The following is a 16,814-nucleotide window of genomic DNA, read 5'->3' on the forward strand; positions in this document are numbered from 1 at the left end:
CATTCCTATTTCCATGTTCCATTAGTCACTGGCAGCGTTACAGATTTCTGTGACGCTGCTTTTTTAGAAAGGATTATGACAAATGATACACAAACAAACGATACAAAAAAGTCTATGGTTGCTTATAGCGCTCTTCTTTTTCTTGCCACGGGCGGTCCAGGCCGAAGAAGCGAGTTTAAATACGTATGTTACCCCTCTTTTTCCAGAGAGCCAAGTGGATGAAAGTAAAGGATACTATGAGTTATTACTCCCTCCTGGACAAAAAGAGACTTTGCGACTAGAAGTCGGAAATTCCAGTTCAGAACCAATCAACGTTCAGGTGACACCGCATACAGCTTATACTAATACTTTGGGGAATGTCGAGTATGGCAAAGATGTTGAAGAAGCGGATCCATCCTTAATCCACTCCTTGGATGAGCTGATGACTCCTTCGGAGGTCATTGCTTTAGCTGGAAATGAAACAAAGGTTATAGAAATTCCTCTGCAAATGCCTAAAGACGCCTTTGAAGGGTATTTAGCCGGCGGTTTAAGGATCACCGAAGTAAAAGAAGAGGAAGATAGCGATGCCCCAGGAGGAGAAGGCGTAGCTATCAAGAATGAGTTTGCCCATGTGGTTGGTGTGGTCGTTAGTAATACTCGAGACTCGGTGCAACCGGAGTTGGAACTATTAGATGTGTTTGCAGATCAATTGAACTACCGCAATGTGATCAGCGCCACGTTACAAAACTTTACGCCCACTTTTGTCAATCAATTGGCGGTGGAAGCGACCGTAAAACGAGTAGGGGAGAACGAGGTTCTCTATAAGGCGGAGAAAGAAATGATGCAGATGGCCCCAAATTCTAATTTCAACTTCCCGATTTCTTTAGAAGGCGACCGTTTTCGAGGTGGGAACTATGTCCTAGAATTAACAGCTACATCGGGAGAGAATGAATGGTCATGGACGCGTGAATTTACGATTGAAGCCGAAGAAGCCCGCAAGTTAAATCGAGAAGACGTAATGATTGATTCTGGTGTCAATTGGTGGATGATCGGTTCGATTATTTTGCTTATTTTAATGCTTGGACTTGTGCTTTACCTGATGTGGCAAAAGAAAAAAGCACGTGAAAGCGAAAAAGAAGTATAAGTATACAAATTTTCCTCGCATAGAGATAGAAAGGAAATATCGTAATGAAAAATAAACTCTGCTATCTTTTGAGTGTTATTAGTATAGGATTACTATTTATTCAAGTGCTCATTTTTCCAGTTGCATCCGTCAGTTTATCTTCAGTAAATGCAATCGATATTCAAGAAAATCAACCCGAACTAGATGGCTTTAGTGAAGAAGTTCTACCTAATATTCCCAAGTTGAAGGAAATTGAAGATTTACCTCTTTCTTTTTCAACTATTGATTCAACTATTGTAGGCAAAGCTGGAGAAAATATCATTCTCTCATTTCATGCAAATAAAAAAATAAATGAAGCAACCGTAAAATTGCCTGAAGAAGCTAGGATTGTTGAAGAAGATATGCCAGTAGGCGTTACGATCGAAGAATCCAAGGAAGCAAATTACTGGGTGATTCATTCTGAAAAAATGCAAGAAACATTCACTTTTCCGGTGGTATTCGAAGAAGAAGGAAGTTATGAAGCCGCAATCGATGAAGCAAAAGTACAAATTTATATACAGTCGATGGAAACAATATCACCGGATGAACAAGGAGAAACTAATGTAGATAAAGATGAATCAACTGAAGCCGAAGAAAGTAAAGAAAATAAAGACACAGCTACAGGTGATCAAGTTGAAATTGACAAGGCTGTTTCCTATATTTCTCCTGAAGAAGGAGTAGCTGAGGTAACTAACTGGACAGACTTTGGACAGGCTTTAGGTACGCCTTCTATCACGACAATAGAAGTGACAAAAGACTTTGAAGTTCCAACAAACTCCACTGTACCGGGTTTTATTACTGGCGTAGGTTCTAATCCATCAGGAGGTGCACAATTTGTTTATTTAACACCTGCAAATAGTTCGAGAAAATTAGTAGTGAATGGGAATGGACATCATATAGATTTTGGCTCAGTGTCACTTGTTCCGATGGGGGCTACCCATAATGCACAATCACCTTGGGATATCACTTTTAACGATGCGACTATTTACTCAGGTAACTGGTGGGGATTTTGGTCAGTTCAACAGGGACTCTCGTTGGCTCAGCAACAGATCTCCAGAATAGCGTTGAAAGATGTGTCTGTTGTGGGAAATCAAATGCTTGCACCGTATTATACCCATGTAGATCTGTATGGTAAAATTGATAACCATGTAGTAGCAAGCTATAGTTCACCTTTTAGAACGAACTTTGCTGTGAATACTCCCAATTCTATAAATATTGAGTCACGCAGTTTAACAATTAAAGAAGATGCTGTTGTCAATTTTTCTACTTTAAACTCTGGTAATGTCGTAATTGGCGTAGGTAACCAGTCAGGTAGTCTTACACTTGAAAAAAATGCTACCTTCAACCTAGAATCAAACGGTACATTAGCCAGTGCGAATGCGAATGCGCAGACTGGATCCAGCATTGATATTGCAAATGGAAATTTGATAATGGATGAAGGATCAACAATCAATATTGATACGACTCGGAATTTTGCAGCACTAACTTTGCGTAGCACTACCTCTACTTTAGAGGTTAATGATGGGGCAAAATTCAATATTGAATCTACGAATCACAGTTTCACAGGTAATGGATTTAATCGCAACTTAGTTTCTATGAATGCGGGAAGTTCGCTTTTAGTGGGATCAGATGCTGAACTTAATATAAATGCTGAAGGTCGAGGAAGTGCATCTTCTAGCATCATTTATGTCGCAGGTGCTGCTAACTTTAAAATTGCTAAAGATGGATCTATGGACATAAAAAGTGACAGTAATTCAATCAATCAAAATTTACTATTTTTTGCTTCGGCAAATTCAATATTTGAATTTTCTGATGCAAAAAAGGTTAATTTAGAACGGACAAACCAGATCTCAGGTTCTGTAACTAATGGACTGATTAATATCACAGGAAGTACAGGGCAATTGGATATTGATGTCCAGTCTGTCAAACAATGGAATAGAGATAATTTTACAGAAGAGCCAGATTATTTTTGGACTCCCATCTTTAATTTAATTCTTCGTTACAATACGATAAATCCAACAATCACGAATGTTTCTTCTATCTTTCAAGAGACGATGACTAGCTTCAATGAAGGTTTCACTACACGTAACGTTCAGAGAATACTCTTTGAAAAAATACCCGATGTTGAAGTAAACATAGATCCTTTGACAGAGGATCCGATGGAAGTAAATTCTTATACTATTACCGGCAAGGCTTCTCCGCACAGTGTAATACGGTTCTCTGGTGACCCAGCAATACCAGATGGTGAAATTCAATCACCAAATTTTTCAGAAACCGATAAATATCATGTGACTGCTGATGAAAATGGAGACTATTTATATGAGTTACCTAAAGATTCACTATTCACTGAAGGAAACGAAGTGACGGCTTATGCCTATCTAAACGGAAAATCTGCTACCGCAAGTACGGTTGTTGAAAAATCGAGAAGACCACCTAATCCTAAGGATCCGATGAATCCAGAAATAGAAGTCGATCCAGAGAATAAACCTGAGCTCGAAGAAGACCAAGGCTTGTTAAGCATAGATTTTGCTTCTCGATTCACATTTGGCCAACAAGCAATCTCTACGCGAACGAAGCGGTATTATGCGCAACCGCAACGCTTGTTAAATCCGGATGGAACCGTCAATGAGGCTGAAGAGCGACCAAACTATATCCAGATCAGTGATCGACGGCCAGAAGAGGAACGTCACGGCTGGCAATTAGCAGTTACGCAAAACAGTCAATTTACGGATCTACAGGAAAATGAACTAAGAGGGGCACGTTTGTCTTTCACTAACCAACAATTGGAGTCTATTCACGGAAGTGATGAACCGATGTTGTATAATCAAGACGGTGTTACCTTAATTCCAGGAGAAAAGACTAAACTTCTGACCGCGCTCAATGGCCAAGGAGCAGGTACCTGGATCTATCGGTTTGGTGACGGTGAAAGTGCAAGCGAAAGCGTGGCACTTGAAGTCCCTCCAACCGCGAATCCAAGAGCAAGCACCTATGAAACAACACTCACCTGGGAACTAAGTGTAGTTCCCGATAATTAGTCACAAGAAAGAAAAGGGCTGCGGCTCTTTTCTTTTTCTTCATAGAAAGGACAGAAAAAAATATGCACATTTTATTTGATCATTTAGTCATGGCAGATAAGACTAAACGTTGGCTGCTCTTATTGGCGACGTTAGAAGAAGAGGAACATGTTACCGCACAAACCTTAGCTAAACAGACTGGGTTTGGGCGACGGACGATTATTGAGGATATAAAGGCGATCAAGGACTATTTTGGTGAGCGGATCCATTTGATCGGCGATGAGAAGGGCTATCACTTTTCCTTTCTGAACCCTAAAGAGTATTATGAGAAGAAACAAGCGTTACTAAATGAAGAGAAACTTTTTCTCTTTGTGGATCAGTTGGCTGCGGGAAAGTGTTTAGACAATCAACAGTGGATGGCGTATCTTGATGTGTCGAGTGCAAGCTTCCAACGGATGAAACGGCAGCTTCAAACGTTATTAACGACCTATTATGGGATAAAAATTGAATCTAAAACCAATCAATTATGGGGAGAAGAAGCGGGGATTCGCCAATTCCTTTATGATTTTTATTTCACCTTACCATTGTATCCTAGGTTTCTTTCAGAGCATATTCAGGACCTACATCAGGAGAAAGTGGCGATTCAAGACGGACCTTGGTACCTAGATCAAACCTTGTTTAATCAATGGCTGAAACTAGCTAAGCAACGAGTCGACCAAGGACATTGCTTACAAGAGCAAGTGGCACATAAACAAGCCCAAACAACTCTAATCCAGGCTTTGGATCAACAGGTGAGTGTGGTTCTGCCAGGACCAGAAAAAGCTGCGTTGTTTCTTCTCACGTTAGATGAGAGTCAATTTTTGAACCCTTTGACACAACAGGCATTTACCCGCACATTTTCACCTGCGAGTGAGTATGAGTTACCGATGCATAAGACCGAAGGACTGACTTATGGTTTTTTCGAAACACTCCTTTTTTTAATGGAGGCCTTTTTCCAGCTACCTACACTTGAAGCACCAGAACAAGTGCCATATGCAAACAGTGAGAAACCGTCTCCTTTAGAAGTACTCATGAAACGTTTTTTAGCTGAGCAGAAAAAATATAGCCAGACGATTTATGTTTCCTATCAGCTAGTAGGACCACGTGCTTTGACACGATGGATCAAACAGGAAGTTGAAACGATTTTAAAAAAATCTGGCTTACAGGTGGTGGAAGCTGCCCAAATGAATCCACTTGGACTAGTACGTCATGTACAAATCGTGAATCAACCACAAGCTAGAAACGCTCGTGAAACGATTGAACTTCCCTATGTACCTAGCAAGGAGAAAATCGATGAAGTGCTCTCTGCATTTTCTGAGTAAAGATGAGTGAACGAGCATAAGAGGGAAATATTTGAAAAAGTGAGGGGGAAAAAAATTGCGTGAGTTTCAGATGGCGTTTATTACAAGCGCAGAGGTCAAGCGATGGATGCAGGTGTTAAGTGTGATGGAACAAGAACGGCGTTTTACGATTGGAGAGCTGAGTGAACGACTGGCTATTTCACAACGTACCTTGATAAAAGATATTCAAGCATTCAAAAACCATTTTGGCACAAGCATCGAATTACGTTCGAATTATAGTGGGTATTATTTTGAAGAACGAAATCGTAGGGACTACCAAGAGAAAAAAGAACAACTGTTGGAAAACGAAGTGTTATTTGAAATCGTGGGAAATGTTTTTTGGGGAAAAGATTTTACAGTGGCTGACTTGGCTCACCAGCACAGTTATGCAGAGAGTACTTTACGAAGGTTTTTATCAAGAATCCGACCGGTATTAGCTGAGTATGAGTTAACGTTGGCTTTTAACCCAGTCAATTTTTTAGGGGAAGAAGCCAATATCCGAAAGTTCTTTTTTGATTTTTATTATAGCAGTGAACAAACTCCGTATACAATCCGTCCGCCAGAAGACTTACATACGTTGGTCTTGAACGAACTGTCTGGCAAATTGGGAAAGTATGAATTGGGTACGGGAATCACGATTTCAGCCTTTTATTACCAGCTTTATATCGCAATGGTCCGAGTTCATCAAAACCATTTTATGTCCTTACCTGAATGGGTAAAAGTAAGCATTTATCAGGAAAAAGATTTTCAGTTGCTTTATTCTTTACAAGAAAGAATCAAAGATGAATACGAGATCTATCTATCAAAGGAAGAATTCGCTTGGATCCATTTATCGATTATTTCCAAACGGACGATCCATCGTGTGGACCAAGAACAAACTTTTAACCAACGATTCAACCGCTGGAAGGATCTTCAGTTCATCGTGTCAGATTATCTTTCTGATCCTTTCTTTGAACAATGGGATACGGATACTTTAGAACCGTTTATGACCTCTTTTTTCATTTCGCGCTTGATGAATGAAGCAGTGAGTCCAGTGTTGAACAAAGAGCTAGAAGAAATCCATTGGATAGTAAAGAAAAGCGATAAACAGATTTATGAAGCCCATAAACAATTTCTCTTAAAACATGCCCGAGTACTCAGTTTTTCTGCCCGATATTTTGAAGATATCGTGGTGAGTTTTACGGCATATATGAACTTATTGTTCCACTATTACCAACCGGTCAAAAAAGTTTTATTTTTATTAGAAGGTGACTATTTAGTGGTTCAATCCATCCGAATGCAGGCACGTGTACTATTAGGGGAATATCATAAGCTATTGTTTATGCCGCTTCAGGAATTGACGCCGGAACATTTAAATGATGCACACGTTGATTTGATTGTAACGAACTATCGACCGTACCTTTTGGATTACGCTCTTGACACGGATTATGTTCTTATGGGCAGTATTCCTACGGCGCAAGATTGGGCAAGAGTCAAGCATCAATTGAATCCACTGATCGATCATGAAACATTTTAAAAGAAGGAAGGAAAAAAACAATGCCTACATTTTTTACAAAAGAAGCGTATTTGGAGGGCTTTCAAAGTACCTTTGAAGAGGCAGAAAAACGAGCAAGTGAAGACCTAAAGGTCTATTTAAACACCCAGATCCAACGATTGGAGACCTTAGTAAGTTAGATCTGTCAGGAGAATTTTTGGGAACTATTGCCGGAGATCTTAGGAATCGATGCCAAGATGAGTCTAGTAGCAGATCTGATCGACTTTGATCACTGTTCAGATGTGGAAATCCTTCGAATCGTCGAAAGTGACTATCTCATCTACTTCAAAGAACTATGTGGGTACAAACGCAGTATGGACCCCAAACATTCCATGATTTTCAATGTGGTATGATGGATTGATTGCTTGTGGATTATATTCAAGAACTGGAAAAGCTGACTTAGATGAGGGTGAAGTGAATGGTTGTTTCTTCAAGACTCGTTTTTCAAATTTTTTTAATTTTGTAATATCAGTACCTAATATTTTCCTTTTGTTGAAAAATATAAAGCATTCTCAATGGCTATATTGATTATCGAAAACTATACGAAATCCTTACACAAAAAAATAGACGAAATATTACTCTATTTTATGTACTTTATTTCACAATATGTTATATATAAAATATAGGAGGATATTATTAGTTAAAAGTTGAAGCCTATATTATTTAAGGGAGATAAAAACTAAAACAGTTGCTTAGTATATTTGATCGGAAAAGATAGTAATTATAAAATATTTTTAAAGGAGAAAGTAGTTATGCAGAATAGAAAGTTTAGAATGTGGAACCTTTTGTTAATCCTATTTTTTATAAACTTTATCAGTTTAAGTCCTATTGTAAGAGCAGACGAAACCAATTTGCATATAAAAGCGATACTACCTAATAATGATAGAACCCAAATAACAGATACTTCAGTGGAACCTTATCAGTCAGTATGTTTTATTTATGTGAATAATGCTACTCAAGGATCTGGTGTGGTAGTAGGGAAAAATGCTATCCTGACTAACAGACACGTTGCAAATGCTGCAAATAATGGAGATCCCACTAATATAAAAGTAAATGCAGCTCGAGTTTCTAATACTGAGTATAAAGGAACATTCTATGGAGAAGAAATCAAATATAGTCCAGATGGACAAGATTTAGCTATCGTTTATTTAAAACCTAATACAGAGGGACAGAATATCGGTGACGTTGTAACTCCAGCTAAATATATAAATAATCCCACTACTACAGTTGGAACACCTATCAGAGTTATTGGTTATCCAGGAGATAAACCATGGGCTACCATGTGGGAGAGCAAAGGCGTATCTACGACTGAAACAACGAATCGAATTTATTACAATGCTAGTACTTTTAGCGGGAATTCAGGATCACCAGTGTTCAATAATCAAAATGAAGTAATCGGAATTCATTTTGGTGCTGTTAGTGGTGAAAATATGGCCGTTCGCTTTAAACCAAGTATTTATGAATTCATTAGAGAAAATGTTGAACCTTAAAAAAATGTGATAAAAATATTTATTTACAAGATATTTTTTAAAGAGCCTATTCATTTTTTATTTCCAGAGCGTACAGAAAATGACCAAATTTTTATAAAATTAGTATACCACCCAGTTGTATGGTATACTGAATATAGTGATATACTTTGAAACGTATTAAGAGTGCTATGCTTCCATTTATACTTTATCAAATATTTATTGCAACAAAACGCATACGTAGTGATGCACAAGGAGGAAATAGTATGAATAATGGTACAGTAAAATGGTTTAATGCAGATAAAGGTTTTGGTTTTATCACCGGAGAGAATGGCCAAGATGTCTTTGCTCATTTTTCTGCGATTCAAGCAGATGGCTACAAGTCTCTTGATGAAGGTCAAGCAGTCACCTTTGATACTGAAGAAGGTCAACGTGGCATGCAAGCCGTTAACATTTGCACAGCATAAATGATTTGTTCAACCGTCTCAATTGCTTGAGACGGTTTTTTTAATACTTAAAAAGGGGAGATTATTATGAGTTTTGGAAAGTGGAAACCAATAGAATCATCTATCGAAGGCTTGGCTTTTAAAGAAAATCAACAGGTGTCATTTAAACATAACAAGAAACAAGTCATCGGAACCATCGTAACTCTGCTAAATAATTCGGCAGTTGTCACTTTAAGCATGGACAAAGTAACCGCTACTTCAGAAAAAACGGTGATCAATTACAAAAATTTAGTAGCTATCTGAATTAAGTGCTACCCGTTAAAAAAGGTACTATTAAATTCACCACAGCACTTCCTGATTTGAATAACTTAAATGCGTAGGCTCTTACTTTGGTAAGAGTTTTTTAATTGGTCAATGATTATTTATCTTTATATAGGCATTCTTATTGTTGATTTCATTTTTAATTCTATAAACTGTTTGTCTAGTAATATTGTAGTCTTTTGCAATCTTAGAAATAGCAACGCCATTCTCAAGATCCTCAACGATGCTTTTATAAACAAGGCGACGTTGGGGATCTTTTGTATCTGCGCTATATAACTTAGGACGTCCTTTGTAAACACCATTCGCTTTTGCAATCTTAATTCCTTGTGCCTGGCGTCGTTTGGATTCTTTACGTTCCTGTTCGGCAATCATGGCCAATATTTGAATGATTAAGTCTTTAATGAATTTATCCAGGAGTGGATCTCCAATTGCTTGCGCCATGATAGGTAGACTAGTAATGATCAGTCGGATGTTATTATTTTTTAGGTAATTAACTGAAGCAATAATTTCATCATAATCTCTCCCTAATCGATCAATTGCTTCTACAATAAAAGTATCTTGTTCACGTACAAAATCTAAAGCCTTTTGAAAAATTGGCCGTTCTGAAATTGTGGCTCCAGATTGTTTTTCAATAAAAATTTTTTCCGCTCCGAATTGTTTCATTTCTTCCATTTGCCGTTGTTCATTTTGATCAAGAGAAGAGACTCTAATATATGCAACTTTCAATTTTTTACCTACTTTCTCGAATTATTTAAAATACACCCTAATCATACATTGGAAATTGAGATTTTTCAATAATCGGCTAGTGTCTATTTAGGGTACACTCTAAACGGACATGTTGATAGCAAATTCTACTTATTTCAATCGATGGTTTCTGTTTTCAGGCATACTCCATGAATTGAAACTTTCCCCACGCTCTTTTTTATTTCTAAACCCCAGATTTTAATGTTATCGGTAACATGTTTGTACCTGTTTACTCTTGTTTTTGTAAGCGTTACAATTCTTTAAGAATAGGACAAAACAAATGGAGGATCATATGGAGAAAAAATGGTGGCACCAATCAGTGGTATATCAAGTGTATCCACGTAGTTTTCAAGATACGAATGGAGATGGAATCGGTGATTTAAGAGGGATTATTTCAAGATTAGATTATTTAACCTATCTAGGAATCGATACGATCTGGCTTTCCCCAGTCTATGAATCCCCAAATGATGATAATGGTTATGACATCAGCGATTATGAAGCAATCATGGCTGAGTTTGGGACGATGGCTGAAATGGGCGAACTGATTGAGGAAGCGAAGAAATCAGGCATCAAAATCATTTTGGATTTAGTCGTCAATCACACTTCTGATGAACATCCATGGTTTATCGAATCACGAAAAAGCAAAGACAATCCATATCGAGATTATTATATCTGGCGTGATCCAGTAAATGGTGATGTGCCTAATACATTACGTTCGATTTTTAGTGGACCTGCTTGGGAATTTGATGATGCGACTGGTCAATATTATTTGCATCTATACAGCAAGAAACAACCCGATTTGAATTGGGAGAATGAGCTAGTCAGACAAGAAGTCTATGACATGATGAATTTTTGGATCGATAAAGGAATTGGCGGGTTCCGCATGGATGTCATCGATACGATCGGCAAACTACCCGATCAAGAAATCACCAATAATGGACCTCGGCTTCACGAATACCTACAAGAAATGAATCAAGCAACCTTTGGCGACAAAGATTTGATGACGGTAGGTGAAACTTGGGGCGCAACGACAGAAATCGCGAAGCTTTATTCAGACCCTAAAAGAAATGAACTATCCATGATCTTCCAATTTGAACATATGAGTTTGGACCAACAAGAAGGTAAGGATAAATGGGATCTAAAAGCTTTAGATGTTTCTGAACTGAAAAAAGTTTTGTCAAAATGGCAGACAGCGTTAGGTGATGAAGGTTGGAACAGTTTGTTTTGGAATAATCATGATTTACCGAGAATTGTTTCACGTTGGGGGAATGATCAGGAATATCGTGTAGAAAGTGCAAAAATGTTTGCTATTTTACTACACATGATGAAAGGGACTCCTTATATTTATCAAGGGGAAGAACTAGGCATGACAAATGCGCCAATCCGGGACATCTCAGAAGCAAAAGATATCGAAACGATCAATATGTATCACGAACGACTTGCAGCTGGCTATCATAAAGAAGATATCTTGCAGTCTATCAATGCCAAAGGACGTGACAATGCACGTACACCAATGCAGTGGGATGAAACAGCACATGGTGGATTTACGACAGGAATGCCCTGGCTATCCGTCAATCCAAACTACAAAACCATCAACGCGGAACAAGCAGTCGCAGATTCCTCTTCGATTTTCTATACGTACAAACGCTTGATCGAGTTACGCAAACACAATGAGATCATCGTTTGGGGAGAATATGAATTGTTGACAGAAACGCCAGTTGAGGTCTTTGCTTATTATCGTACACTAAATGAAGAACGTTGGTTGATCGTCTGTAACTTATCCGAGCAAACACATGAATGGACTATTCCGCAAGAAGCAACGGAACTAATCATTGCCAACTATGATCGAGAAGTACCTGTAGGAGAAATCGAATTACGTCCTTATGAAGCATTTGTAGTGAAAATTGGGTGATGAGTGATAGAATTGCTCAGCTCCGAGAAATAAGTGTGAAGTATCGGAAATTTTTCTTTTCATTTTTTATATTTCACACTTATTTCTGGAACACCGTTCATTTGGTTTTAGGTGTGCAAGCTACCTAATGTCTCGAGCCTAGTGTTGTATTTTTTTTAGGCTTGGAGATATTGAATAAAAAGCTATGTTCTCTTCTTTATGATCAGTCAATGAAATCAAATGATAAAGCCTATGTTAACAAGAGATATAAGATGAAATTTATCAGGTTTATGATTATTGGTGCACGCTTGTATGTACGTTATACTTAGCAATAAAGAAGGGCGTGAATAGAGATGGAAACGAAGGCTCGTAATCATTTATATAGCTTGATTAGGCATGCTGTGGCAGACAATTAACCGGTTGAAATCATCCATTCTAAAAGTGAAGAGGAAAGTGTAGTAATCATAAGTAAATCAGATTGGAATGCAATTCAGGAAACGCTCTATTTACAAAATACAGGGGTGCTCAATCAGATTAAGCAATACGAAGAGGAAGAAACGGAAGAGTTAGATGAGATTGATTGGGATACATTATAGAAATTAAAAAAATTACGAAAAAGATCTTACTAAACTTAAAGGAGCTGAGTTACATAAGCAGTTTGATGAATGACTCAAGGTCATTCGAAAGAATCCTTTTCAGTCACTGGCACCGTATGAAAAAACTAGTAGGAATTCGTATTACTCAATAAGAATCAACATTAAGCATAGACTAGTTTATAGTGTGGATATTTTGAGGGAAATAGTAACCATCCTTTCCGTCTGATCTCATTATGAGCGTGGGTTGTTTTTAAATGCGTGAACTGAATTGCTCATTGCATGCTATATGAATGTTTAGATACGACAATGGGGATTTGTCCTTAGTTGTTTTACACCTTCTAAAAACGAATAGATGCTTCTACATATCATTGTATTTTTATAGATGATCATTTGAACTACATATGAATGCTATTCTCCTCTTTGACAAATCAACTAAATCATACTATGATATGTACGCTAACAGGAGGTGTAAAAATGGGGAAATCAATTGAACGTTCGTTAGAAGAATGTCTTTTTTTTAGTGTGAAGAAGCTCGATCGAGTATTGAATAAATTAGCTGATGAAGCTTTCAAGAAAACGGGACTTGCACCTACTTATGGATTTATCTTACTGATTTTGAAAGAAAAAAACGGTATTCCTCAAAAAGATATCGCGCAGATGTTGTATTCAGCGCCTTCAACGATTGCACGTTTTGTAGAAAAGTTAGAATATAAAGGCTATGTCAAAACGGTTACAGAAGGACGGTTATCTTTGGTATTTTTAACTGATGAAGGTCGTGAATTTGTCAAAGAGATCGACAGTAGTTGGGATGAGTTGCACCACGCATATAAAGTTGTTTTAGGTGCTGCCGAGAGCGAGCGGCTTTCTCAAGAGCTGAATGAAGCGACCAATAAATTACAAAAAAAATAAAATTTTTTAAACATAACAGTTGCATGTACAACTAATCGTATGGTTAAATAAATACGAGAAAAAATAAGTGACATTCGTCATATTGGAGGAAGAAGAATGGCAAAATTCAATGAATCAATCACATTTCCATCAGGTAGTGAGCTGAAAAATCGGTTGATGCTATCACCAATGACTACAGAACTTAGCTTTTTTAATGGGGTAATCACAAAAGACGAGATCGAATACTATGCACAACGCTCAAAAGGATTAGGAGCTGTGATAACTGGTGCAGCAAATGTGCAAGACATCGGTAAAGGTTGGCCAGGGGAATTGAGTATCGCCCATGATGAAATGCTTCCTCGTCTAAGCGAGTTAGCACAAGCCATTCAAGGCGAAGGCGCCAAGGCAATCGTGCAGATCTTCCATGGCGGTCGTATGACAAGCCGTGCGACATTATCAGGAGAACAAACAGTATCTGCTAGTGCGATTCCGGCAGAACGTCCAGATGCCGAAACACCTCGGGCATTAAGTGATGAAGAAGTTAGTGAAACGATCCAAGCATTTGGAGAAGCAACACGCAGAGCCATTGAAGCAGGATTTGACGGAGTAGAATTACATGGTGCGAATACTTACTTGATCCAACAATTCTTTTCTCCTCATTCGAACCGTAGAGAAGACCAATGGGGTGGTTCTTTAGAGAAACGTTATCATTTTATTGAAGAATTATTGAAATCTGTCTTCCAAGCAGTTGAAACACACGCAACCAAACCATTTATTGTTGGCTATCGTTTTTCACCAGAAGAATTTGAAACACCAGGTATCCGTTTTGAAGAAACGATTTGGTTGATGGAACAATTACGTGAAACGAAATTAGACTATCTGCATGTTTCATTGAACACATATGATCGTGTGGCTCGTTCTGAGACCTACAACGAAAAATCAATTCTTGAATATGTCCACGAAGCGATTCAAGGGAAAATCCCGTTAGTAGGTGTCGGGAATGTCCGTAACCGCAAAGATGTCGAGTCTGTGTTAGCTCATGCGGAACTTGTAGCAGTAGGTCAACAAATGTTGGTAGATCCTGAATGGGCAGTCAAATTATTAGAAGGTCGAGATGCTGAATTTGTGACGAAACCTTTTTCTGAAGCATACAAAGACTTGTATTTACCAAGTCCGTTGTATAATTTTCTTGATCAACGCTATGGATCAACCATCAATATCTAAGAGAGAAGCTGAAAAAATGAAAGTTTTGATTGTTTTGACAAATGTAGAAAAATACGACAATATCGAGCGTCCAACAGGTTTATGGTTAAGTGAATTGACTCATTTTTATGATGTATTAGTCAAAAACAAGATCGAAGCTGATTTTGTTAGCCCGAATGGCGGATACGTACCATTGGAACCAAAAAGTATATTAGATATGGACCAAGTGGATTGGACCTATTACCAAGATGAAGACTTTCGTAATCGTGCGTTAGGGCAAACGTTACGTCCGGATGAAGTGGACCCAACAGAGTATACAGCGATTTATTATGCCGGTGGACATGGAACGATGTGGGATTTCCCCGGATCAGAAAGATTAGCAGAGATTGGTTCTGCGATCTACAAAAATAATGGGATCGTATCAGCGGTTTGTCATGGTGTCGTAGGCTTATTACCTGTCGTTGATGAAAACGGACAGTCCATTTTAGCTGGACGTAAAGTGACTGGCTTTAGTAATGAAGAAGAGGAATTAAATGGAACAACGAATAACGTACCATTCCTAACCGAAGATTCATTGAAGGAAAAAGGGGCCGATTATCAGGCAGGGAAAGCTTTTACTGAAGTTGTTCATGCAGATGGGCGTTTATTAACAGGACAAAACCCACAGTCTGCACATTTATTAGGAGAAAAAGTCGTTGCTGAATTGACGAAATAACGTGGAGTTTGGAGAGGAAATCAATGATGGAAACACGGACCTTGAACAACGGATTGACAATTCCTGTACTTGGATTTGGTGTCTTTCAAATCTGGGATCAAGAAGAATGTGAGCAAGTCGTTTTAGAAGCGCTGAATGCTGGCTATCGCCTGATTGATACTGCGGCTGTTTATTACAATGAAGAAGCCGTTGGTCGGGCAATCAAAAAAAGTGGGATTCCAAGAGAAGAGATCACTATTACAACCAAGTTATGGGTCACTGATGCTTCTTACGAGGGCGCATACAAAGCGTACGAACGTTCTTTACAAAAATTAGGGGTAGACTATATTGATATTTTCTTGATCCATCAGCCTTACAATGATTATTATGGCGCATGGCGTGTCATGGAAGAACTCTATGATGCAGGAAAAGTAAAGGCAATCGGAGTCTCTAATTTTTCAACCGGTCGTTTGACTGATTTGATTTTGAATCATCGGATCAAGCCAGTGATCAACCAAATCGAACAACATCCATACCGTCAACAAAAACAACAAAGAGAAACAGCCACTCATTTTGACGTCGTGACTGAAGCGTGGAGTCCCTTCAACCAAGGAAAAGATGGGATTTTTGATGAACCAGTTTTAAAGGAATTAGCTGAAAAATACCAAAAAACTGTCCCACAAATCATCCTACGTTGGCAAACACAACTAGGGATTATCACAATTCCTAAGTCTGTCCATGTGGATCGTATAAAGCAAAATATCGCCATTTTTGATTTCCGATTATCAGAAGAAGAATTGACTTTGATCGAACAGCTCGATCAAGCACCAGAGTCAACCGGACCTCGTGAACATCGAACATTAGTTGAAAACCTGCATAATATCTCCATCAATCAAGCGAATTAATAATCGATGTGCTGATGTGTAAAAAAAGAGAGCATAGAAGCTTGTAGTGTTTCTAAAAAGTAGTTCTTTAATATTTAGTGCTAGTAGAAAACAGTCTTGTTTTCTACTAGCACTTTTTTTGTTGAAAAACTTAGACAATTGGGATCATATCATTCTCCAAACAATTGGATAGGATCGAAGTATCAATCAAGATAGATTGGTGTGTGATTTTAAAGTATAAGGGTGGTACATTTAGTTTTTTCTTTTCTAATCAACCAGCTTTTCTAGCTATCTAATTGATTTGCATGATGATGACTTTGGTGGCAATAAAGGTATCGCCAACTTGTTGACCATAAAGATTGACGGATTTTTCAAGCTGTAAGTCTGCTCTTGAGACTTCAACGATTCGAGAGTTTTGAGTTTGTGCATCATAAATAACGAATGTAATCTCAATCTCACTGGTAATAGTAAAGCTTAATTTTTCGTCAGAGGAAACGGCCATGTCATAGGATTCTTCATCTTCATTTTTTTTATAAAATTTTGTGATCTCTAGTTCAAATTGATCACCATTCATAGACACAAGAATCCCAGGCTCATCTGCTTGATCAAGTAA

At 38.1% G+C, this 16,814-nt stretch carries 16 protein-coding genes; 14 read left to right on the forward strand and 2 right to left on the reverse strand.

Annotated features, from left to right (window positions below; translation table 11 throughout):
• Positions 1 to 82 precede the first annotated feature (82 nt).
• From IGK01_RS01755 to IGK01_RS01795, 9 genes are all read left to right on the forward strand, one after another.
• Positions 83 to 1,123, forward strand: coding sequence for a DUF916 and DUF3324 domain-containing protein (locus IGK01_RS01755; protein WP_224434470.1), 1,041 nt, complete (start codon positions 83 to 85; stop codon positions 1,121 to 1,123).
• Positions 1,124 to 1,167: 44 nt separating this feature from the next.
• Entirely contained in the window at positions 1,168 to 4,176 is a 3,009-nt protein-coding gene (locus IGK01_RS01760; RefSeq protein ID WP_438840458.1) for a WxL domain-containing protein, read from the forward strand.
• Between the two features lie 62 nt (positions 4,177 to 4,238).
• Positions 4,239 to 5,516: a helix-turn-helix domain-containing protein gene (locus IGK01_RS01765; protein ID WP_438840459.1), complete on the forward strand. Its 1,278-nt coding sequence runs from the start codon at positions 4,239 to 4,241 to the stop codon at positions 5,514 to 5,516.
• A gap of 55 nt (positions 5,517 to 5,571) precedes the next feature.
• Complete coding sequence (locus IGK01_RS01770) at positions 5,572 to 7,050, forward strand: helix-turn-helix domain-containing protein (protein WP_438770519.1); 1,479 nt, start codon at positions 5,572 to 5,574, stop codon at positions 7,048 to 7,050.
• 20 nt (positions 7,051 to 7,070) lie between these two features.
• Positions 7,071 to 7,208, forward strand: coding sequence for a hypothetical protein (locus tag IGK01_RS01775; RefSeq protein ID WP_224434474.1), 138 nt, complete (start codon positions 7,071 to 7,073; stop codon positions 7,206 to 7,208).
• Positions 7,209 to 7,421 carry a DUF7006 family protein gene (locus IGK01_RS01780; RefSeq protein WP_375152654.1) on the forward strand — a complete coding sequence of 71 codons (213 nt, stop codon included), beginning with the start codon at positions 7,209 to 7,211 and terminating at the stop codon, positions 7,419 to 7,421.
• A 399-nt stretch (positions 7,422 to 7,820) separates the two neighbouring features.
• Positions 7,821 to 8,558 (forward strand): trypsin-like serine peptidase, encoded by a 738-nt coding sequence (locus IGK01_RS01785; protein WP_438840460.1) that lies wholly within the window; start codon positions 7,821 to 7,823, stop codon positions 8,556 to 8,558.
• 242 nt (positions 8,559 to 8,800) lie between these two features.
• Positions 8,801 to 9,001 (forward strand): cold-shock protein, encoded by a 201-nt coding sequence (locus IGK01_RS01790; protein ID WP_071868074.1) that lies wholly within the window; start codon positions 8,801 to 8,803, stop codon positions 8,999 to 9,001.
• A 66-nt stretch (positions 9,002 to 9,067) separates the two neighbouring features.
• The gene (locus IGK01_RS01795) at positions 9,068 to 9,283 is read left to right on the forward strand and encodes a DUF2187 family protein (protein ID WP_137071959.1); all 216 of its coding nucleotides are present in this window, start codon (positions 9,068 to 9,070) and stop codon (positions 9,281 to 9,283) included.
• 108 nt (positions 9,284 to 9,391) lie between these two features.
• Here IGK01_RS01795 and IGK01_RS01800 read toward each other — a convergent pair whose 3' ends face one another.
• Positions 9,392 to 10,027, reverse strand: coding sequence for a recombinase family protein (locus IGK01_RS01800; RefSeq protein ID WP_438840461.1), 636 nt, complete (start codon positions 10,025 to 10,027; stop codon positions 9,392 to 9,394).
• A gap of 310 nt (positions 10,028 to 10,337) precedes the next feature.
• On the opposite strand from IGK01_RS01800, the gene IGK01_RS01805 reads away from it, so the two are divergent.
• The 5 genes from IGK01_RS01805 (at position 10,338) to IGK01_RS01825 (ending at position 16,222) form a co-directional block, all read left to right on the forward strand.
• Positions 10,338 to 11,957 (forward strand): glycoside hydrolase family 13 protein, encoded by a 1,620-nt coding sequence (locus IGK01_RS01805; protein ID WP_010736433.1) that lies wholly within the window; start codon positions 10,338 to 10,340, stop codon positions 11,955 to 11,957.
• A 1,049-nt stretch (positions 11,958 to 13,006) separates the two neighbouring features.
• Complete coding sequence (locus tag IGK01_RS01810) at positions 13,007 to 13,441, forward strand: MarR family winged helix-turn-helix transcriptional regulator (protein ID WP_010736432.1); 435 nt, start codon at positions 13,007 to 13,009, stop codon at positions 13,439 to 13,441.
• 96 nt (positions 13,442 to 13,537) lie between these two features.
• On the forward strand, positions 13,538 to 14,644 hold the full coding sequence (locus IGK01_RS01815; protein WP_065096976.1) for an NADH-dependent flavin oxidoreductase: 1,107 nt from the start codon (positions 13,538 to 13,540) through the stop codon (positions 14,642 to 14,644).
• A 16-nt stretch (positions 14,645 to 14,660) separates the two neighbouring features.
• Positions 14,661 to 15,338 carry a type 1 glutamine amidotransferase domain-containing protein gene (locus IGK01_RS01820; protein WP_224434477.1) on the forward strand — a complete coding sequence of 226 codons (678 nt, stop codon included), beginning with the start codon at positions 14,661 to 14,663 and terminating at the stop codon, positions 15,336 to 15,338.
• Between the two features lie 26 nt (positions 15,339 to 15,364).
• The gene (locus IGK01_RS01825) at positions 15,365 to 16,222 is read left to right on the forward strand and encodes an aldo/keto reductase (RefSeq protein ID WP_224434921.1); all 858 of its coding nucleotides are present in this window, start codon (positions 15,365 to 15,367) and stop codon (positions 16,220 to 16,222) included.
• A gap of 271 nt (positions 16,223 to 16,493) precedes the next feature.
• Here IGK01_RS01825 and IGK01_RS01830 read toward each other — a convergent pair whose 3' ends face one another.
• Entirely contained in the window at positions 16,494 to 16,775 is a 282-nt protein-coding gene (locus tag IGK01_RS01830) for a hypothetical protein (RefSeq protein ID WP_438840462.1), read from the reverse strand.
• Positions 16,776 to 16,814 lie beyond the last annotated feature (39 nt).

Source organism: Enterococcus sp. AZ080 (assembly GCF_051714945.1).
Classification (GTDB): Bacteria; Bacillota; Bacilli; order Lactobacillales; family Enterococcaceae; genus Enterococcus_B; species Enterococcus_B pernyi.

Bases quoted from the DNA above. Each gene is read 5' to 3' on its own strand.
- IGK01_RS01810 (WP_010736432.1), top strand. From the start codon at position 13,007: ATGGGGAAATCAATTGAACGTTCGTTAGAAGAATGTCTTTTTTTTAGT.
- IGK01_RS01795 (WP_137071959.1), top strand. From the start codon at position 9,068: ATGAGTTTTGGAAAGTGGAAACCAATAGAATCATCTATCGAAGGCTTG.
- IGK01_RS01765 (WP_438840459.1), top strand. From the start codon at position 4,239: ATGCACATTTTATTTGATCATTTAGTCATGGCAGATAAGACTAAACGT.
- IGK01_RS01825 (WP_224434921.1), top strand. From the start codon at position 15,365: ATGGAAACACGGACCTTGAACAACGGATTGACAATTCCTGTACTTGGA.
- IGK01_RS01785 (WP_438840460.1), top strand. From the start codon at position 7,821: ATGCAGAATAGAAAGTTTAGAATGTGGAACCTTTTGTTAATCCTATTT.
- IGK01_RS01775 (WP_224434474.1), top strand. From the start codon at position 7,071: ATGCCTACATTTTTTACAAAAGAAGCGTATTTGGAGGGCTTTCAAAGT.
- IGK01_RS01830 (WP_438840462.1), bottom strand. From the start codon at position 16,775: ATGAATGGTGATCAATTTGAACTAGAGATCACAAAATTTTATAAAAAA.
- IGK01_RS01790 (WP_071868074.1), top strand. From the start codon at position 8,801: ATGAATAATGGTACAGTAAAATGGTTTAATGCAGATAAAGGTTTTGGT.
- IGK01_RS01820 (WP_224434477.1), top strand. From the start codon at position 14,661: ATGAAAGTTTTGATTGTTTTGACAAATGTAGAAAAATACGACAATATC.
- IGK01_RS01755 (WP_224434470.1), top strand. From the start codon at position 83: ATGATACACAAACAAACGATACAAAAAAGTCTATGGTTGCTTATAGCG.
- IGK01_RS01815 (WP_065096976.1), top strand. From the start codon at position 13,538: ATGGCAAAATTCAATGAATCAATCACATTTCCATCAGGTAGTGAGCTG.
- IGK01_RS01760 (WP_438840458.1), top strand. From the start codon at position 1,168: ATGAAAAATAAACTCTGCTATCTTTTGAGTGTTATTAGTATAGGATTA.
- IGK01_RS01805 (WP_010736433.1), top strand. From the start codon at position 10,338: ATGGAGAAAAAATGGTGGCACCAATCAGTGGTATATCAAGTGTATCCA.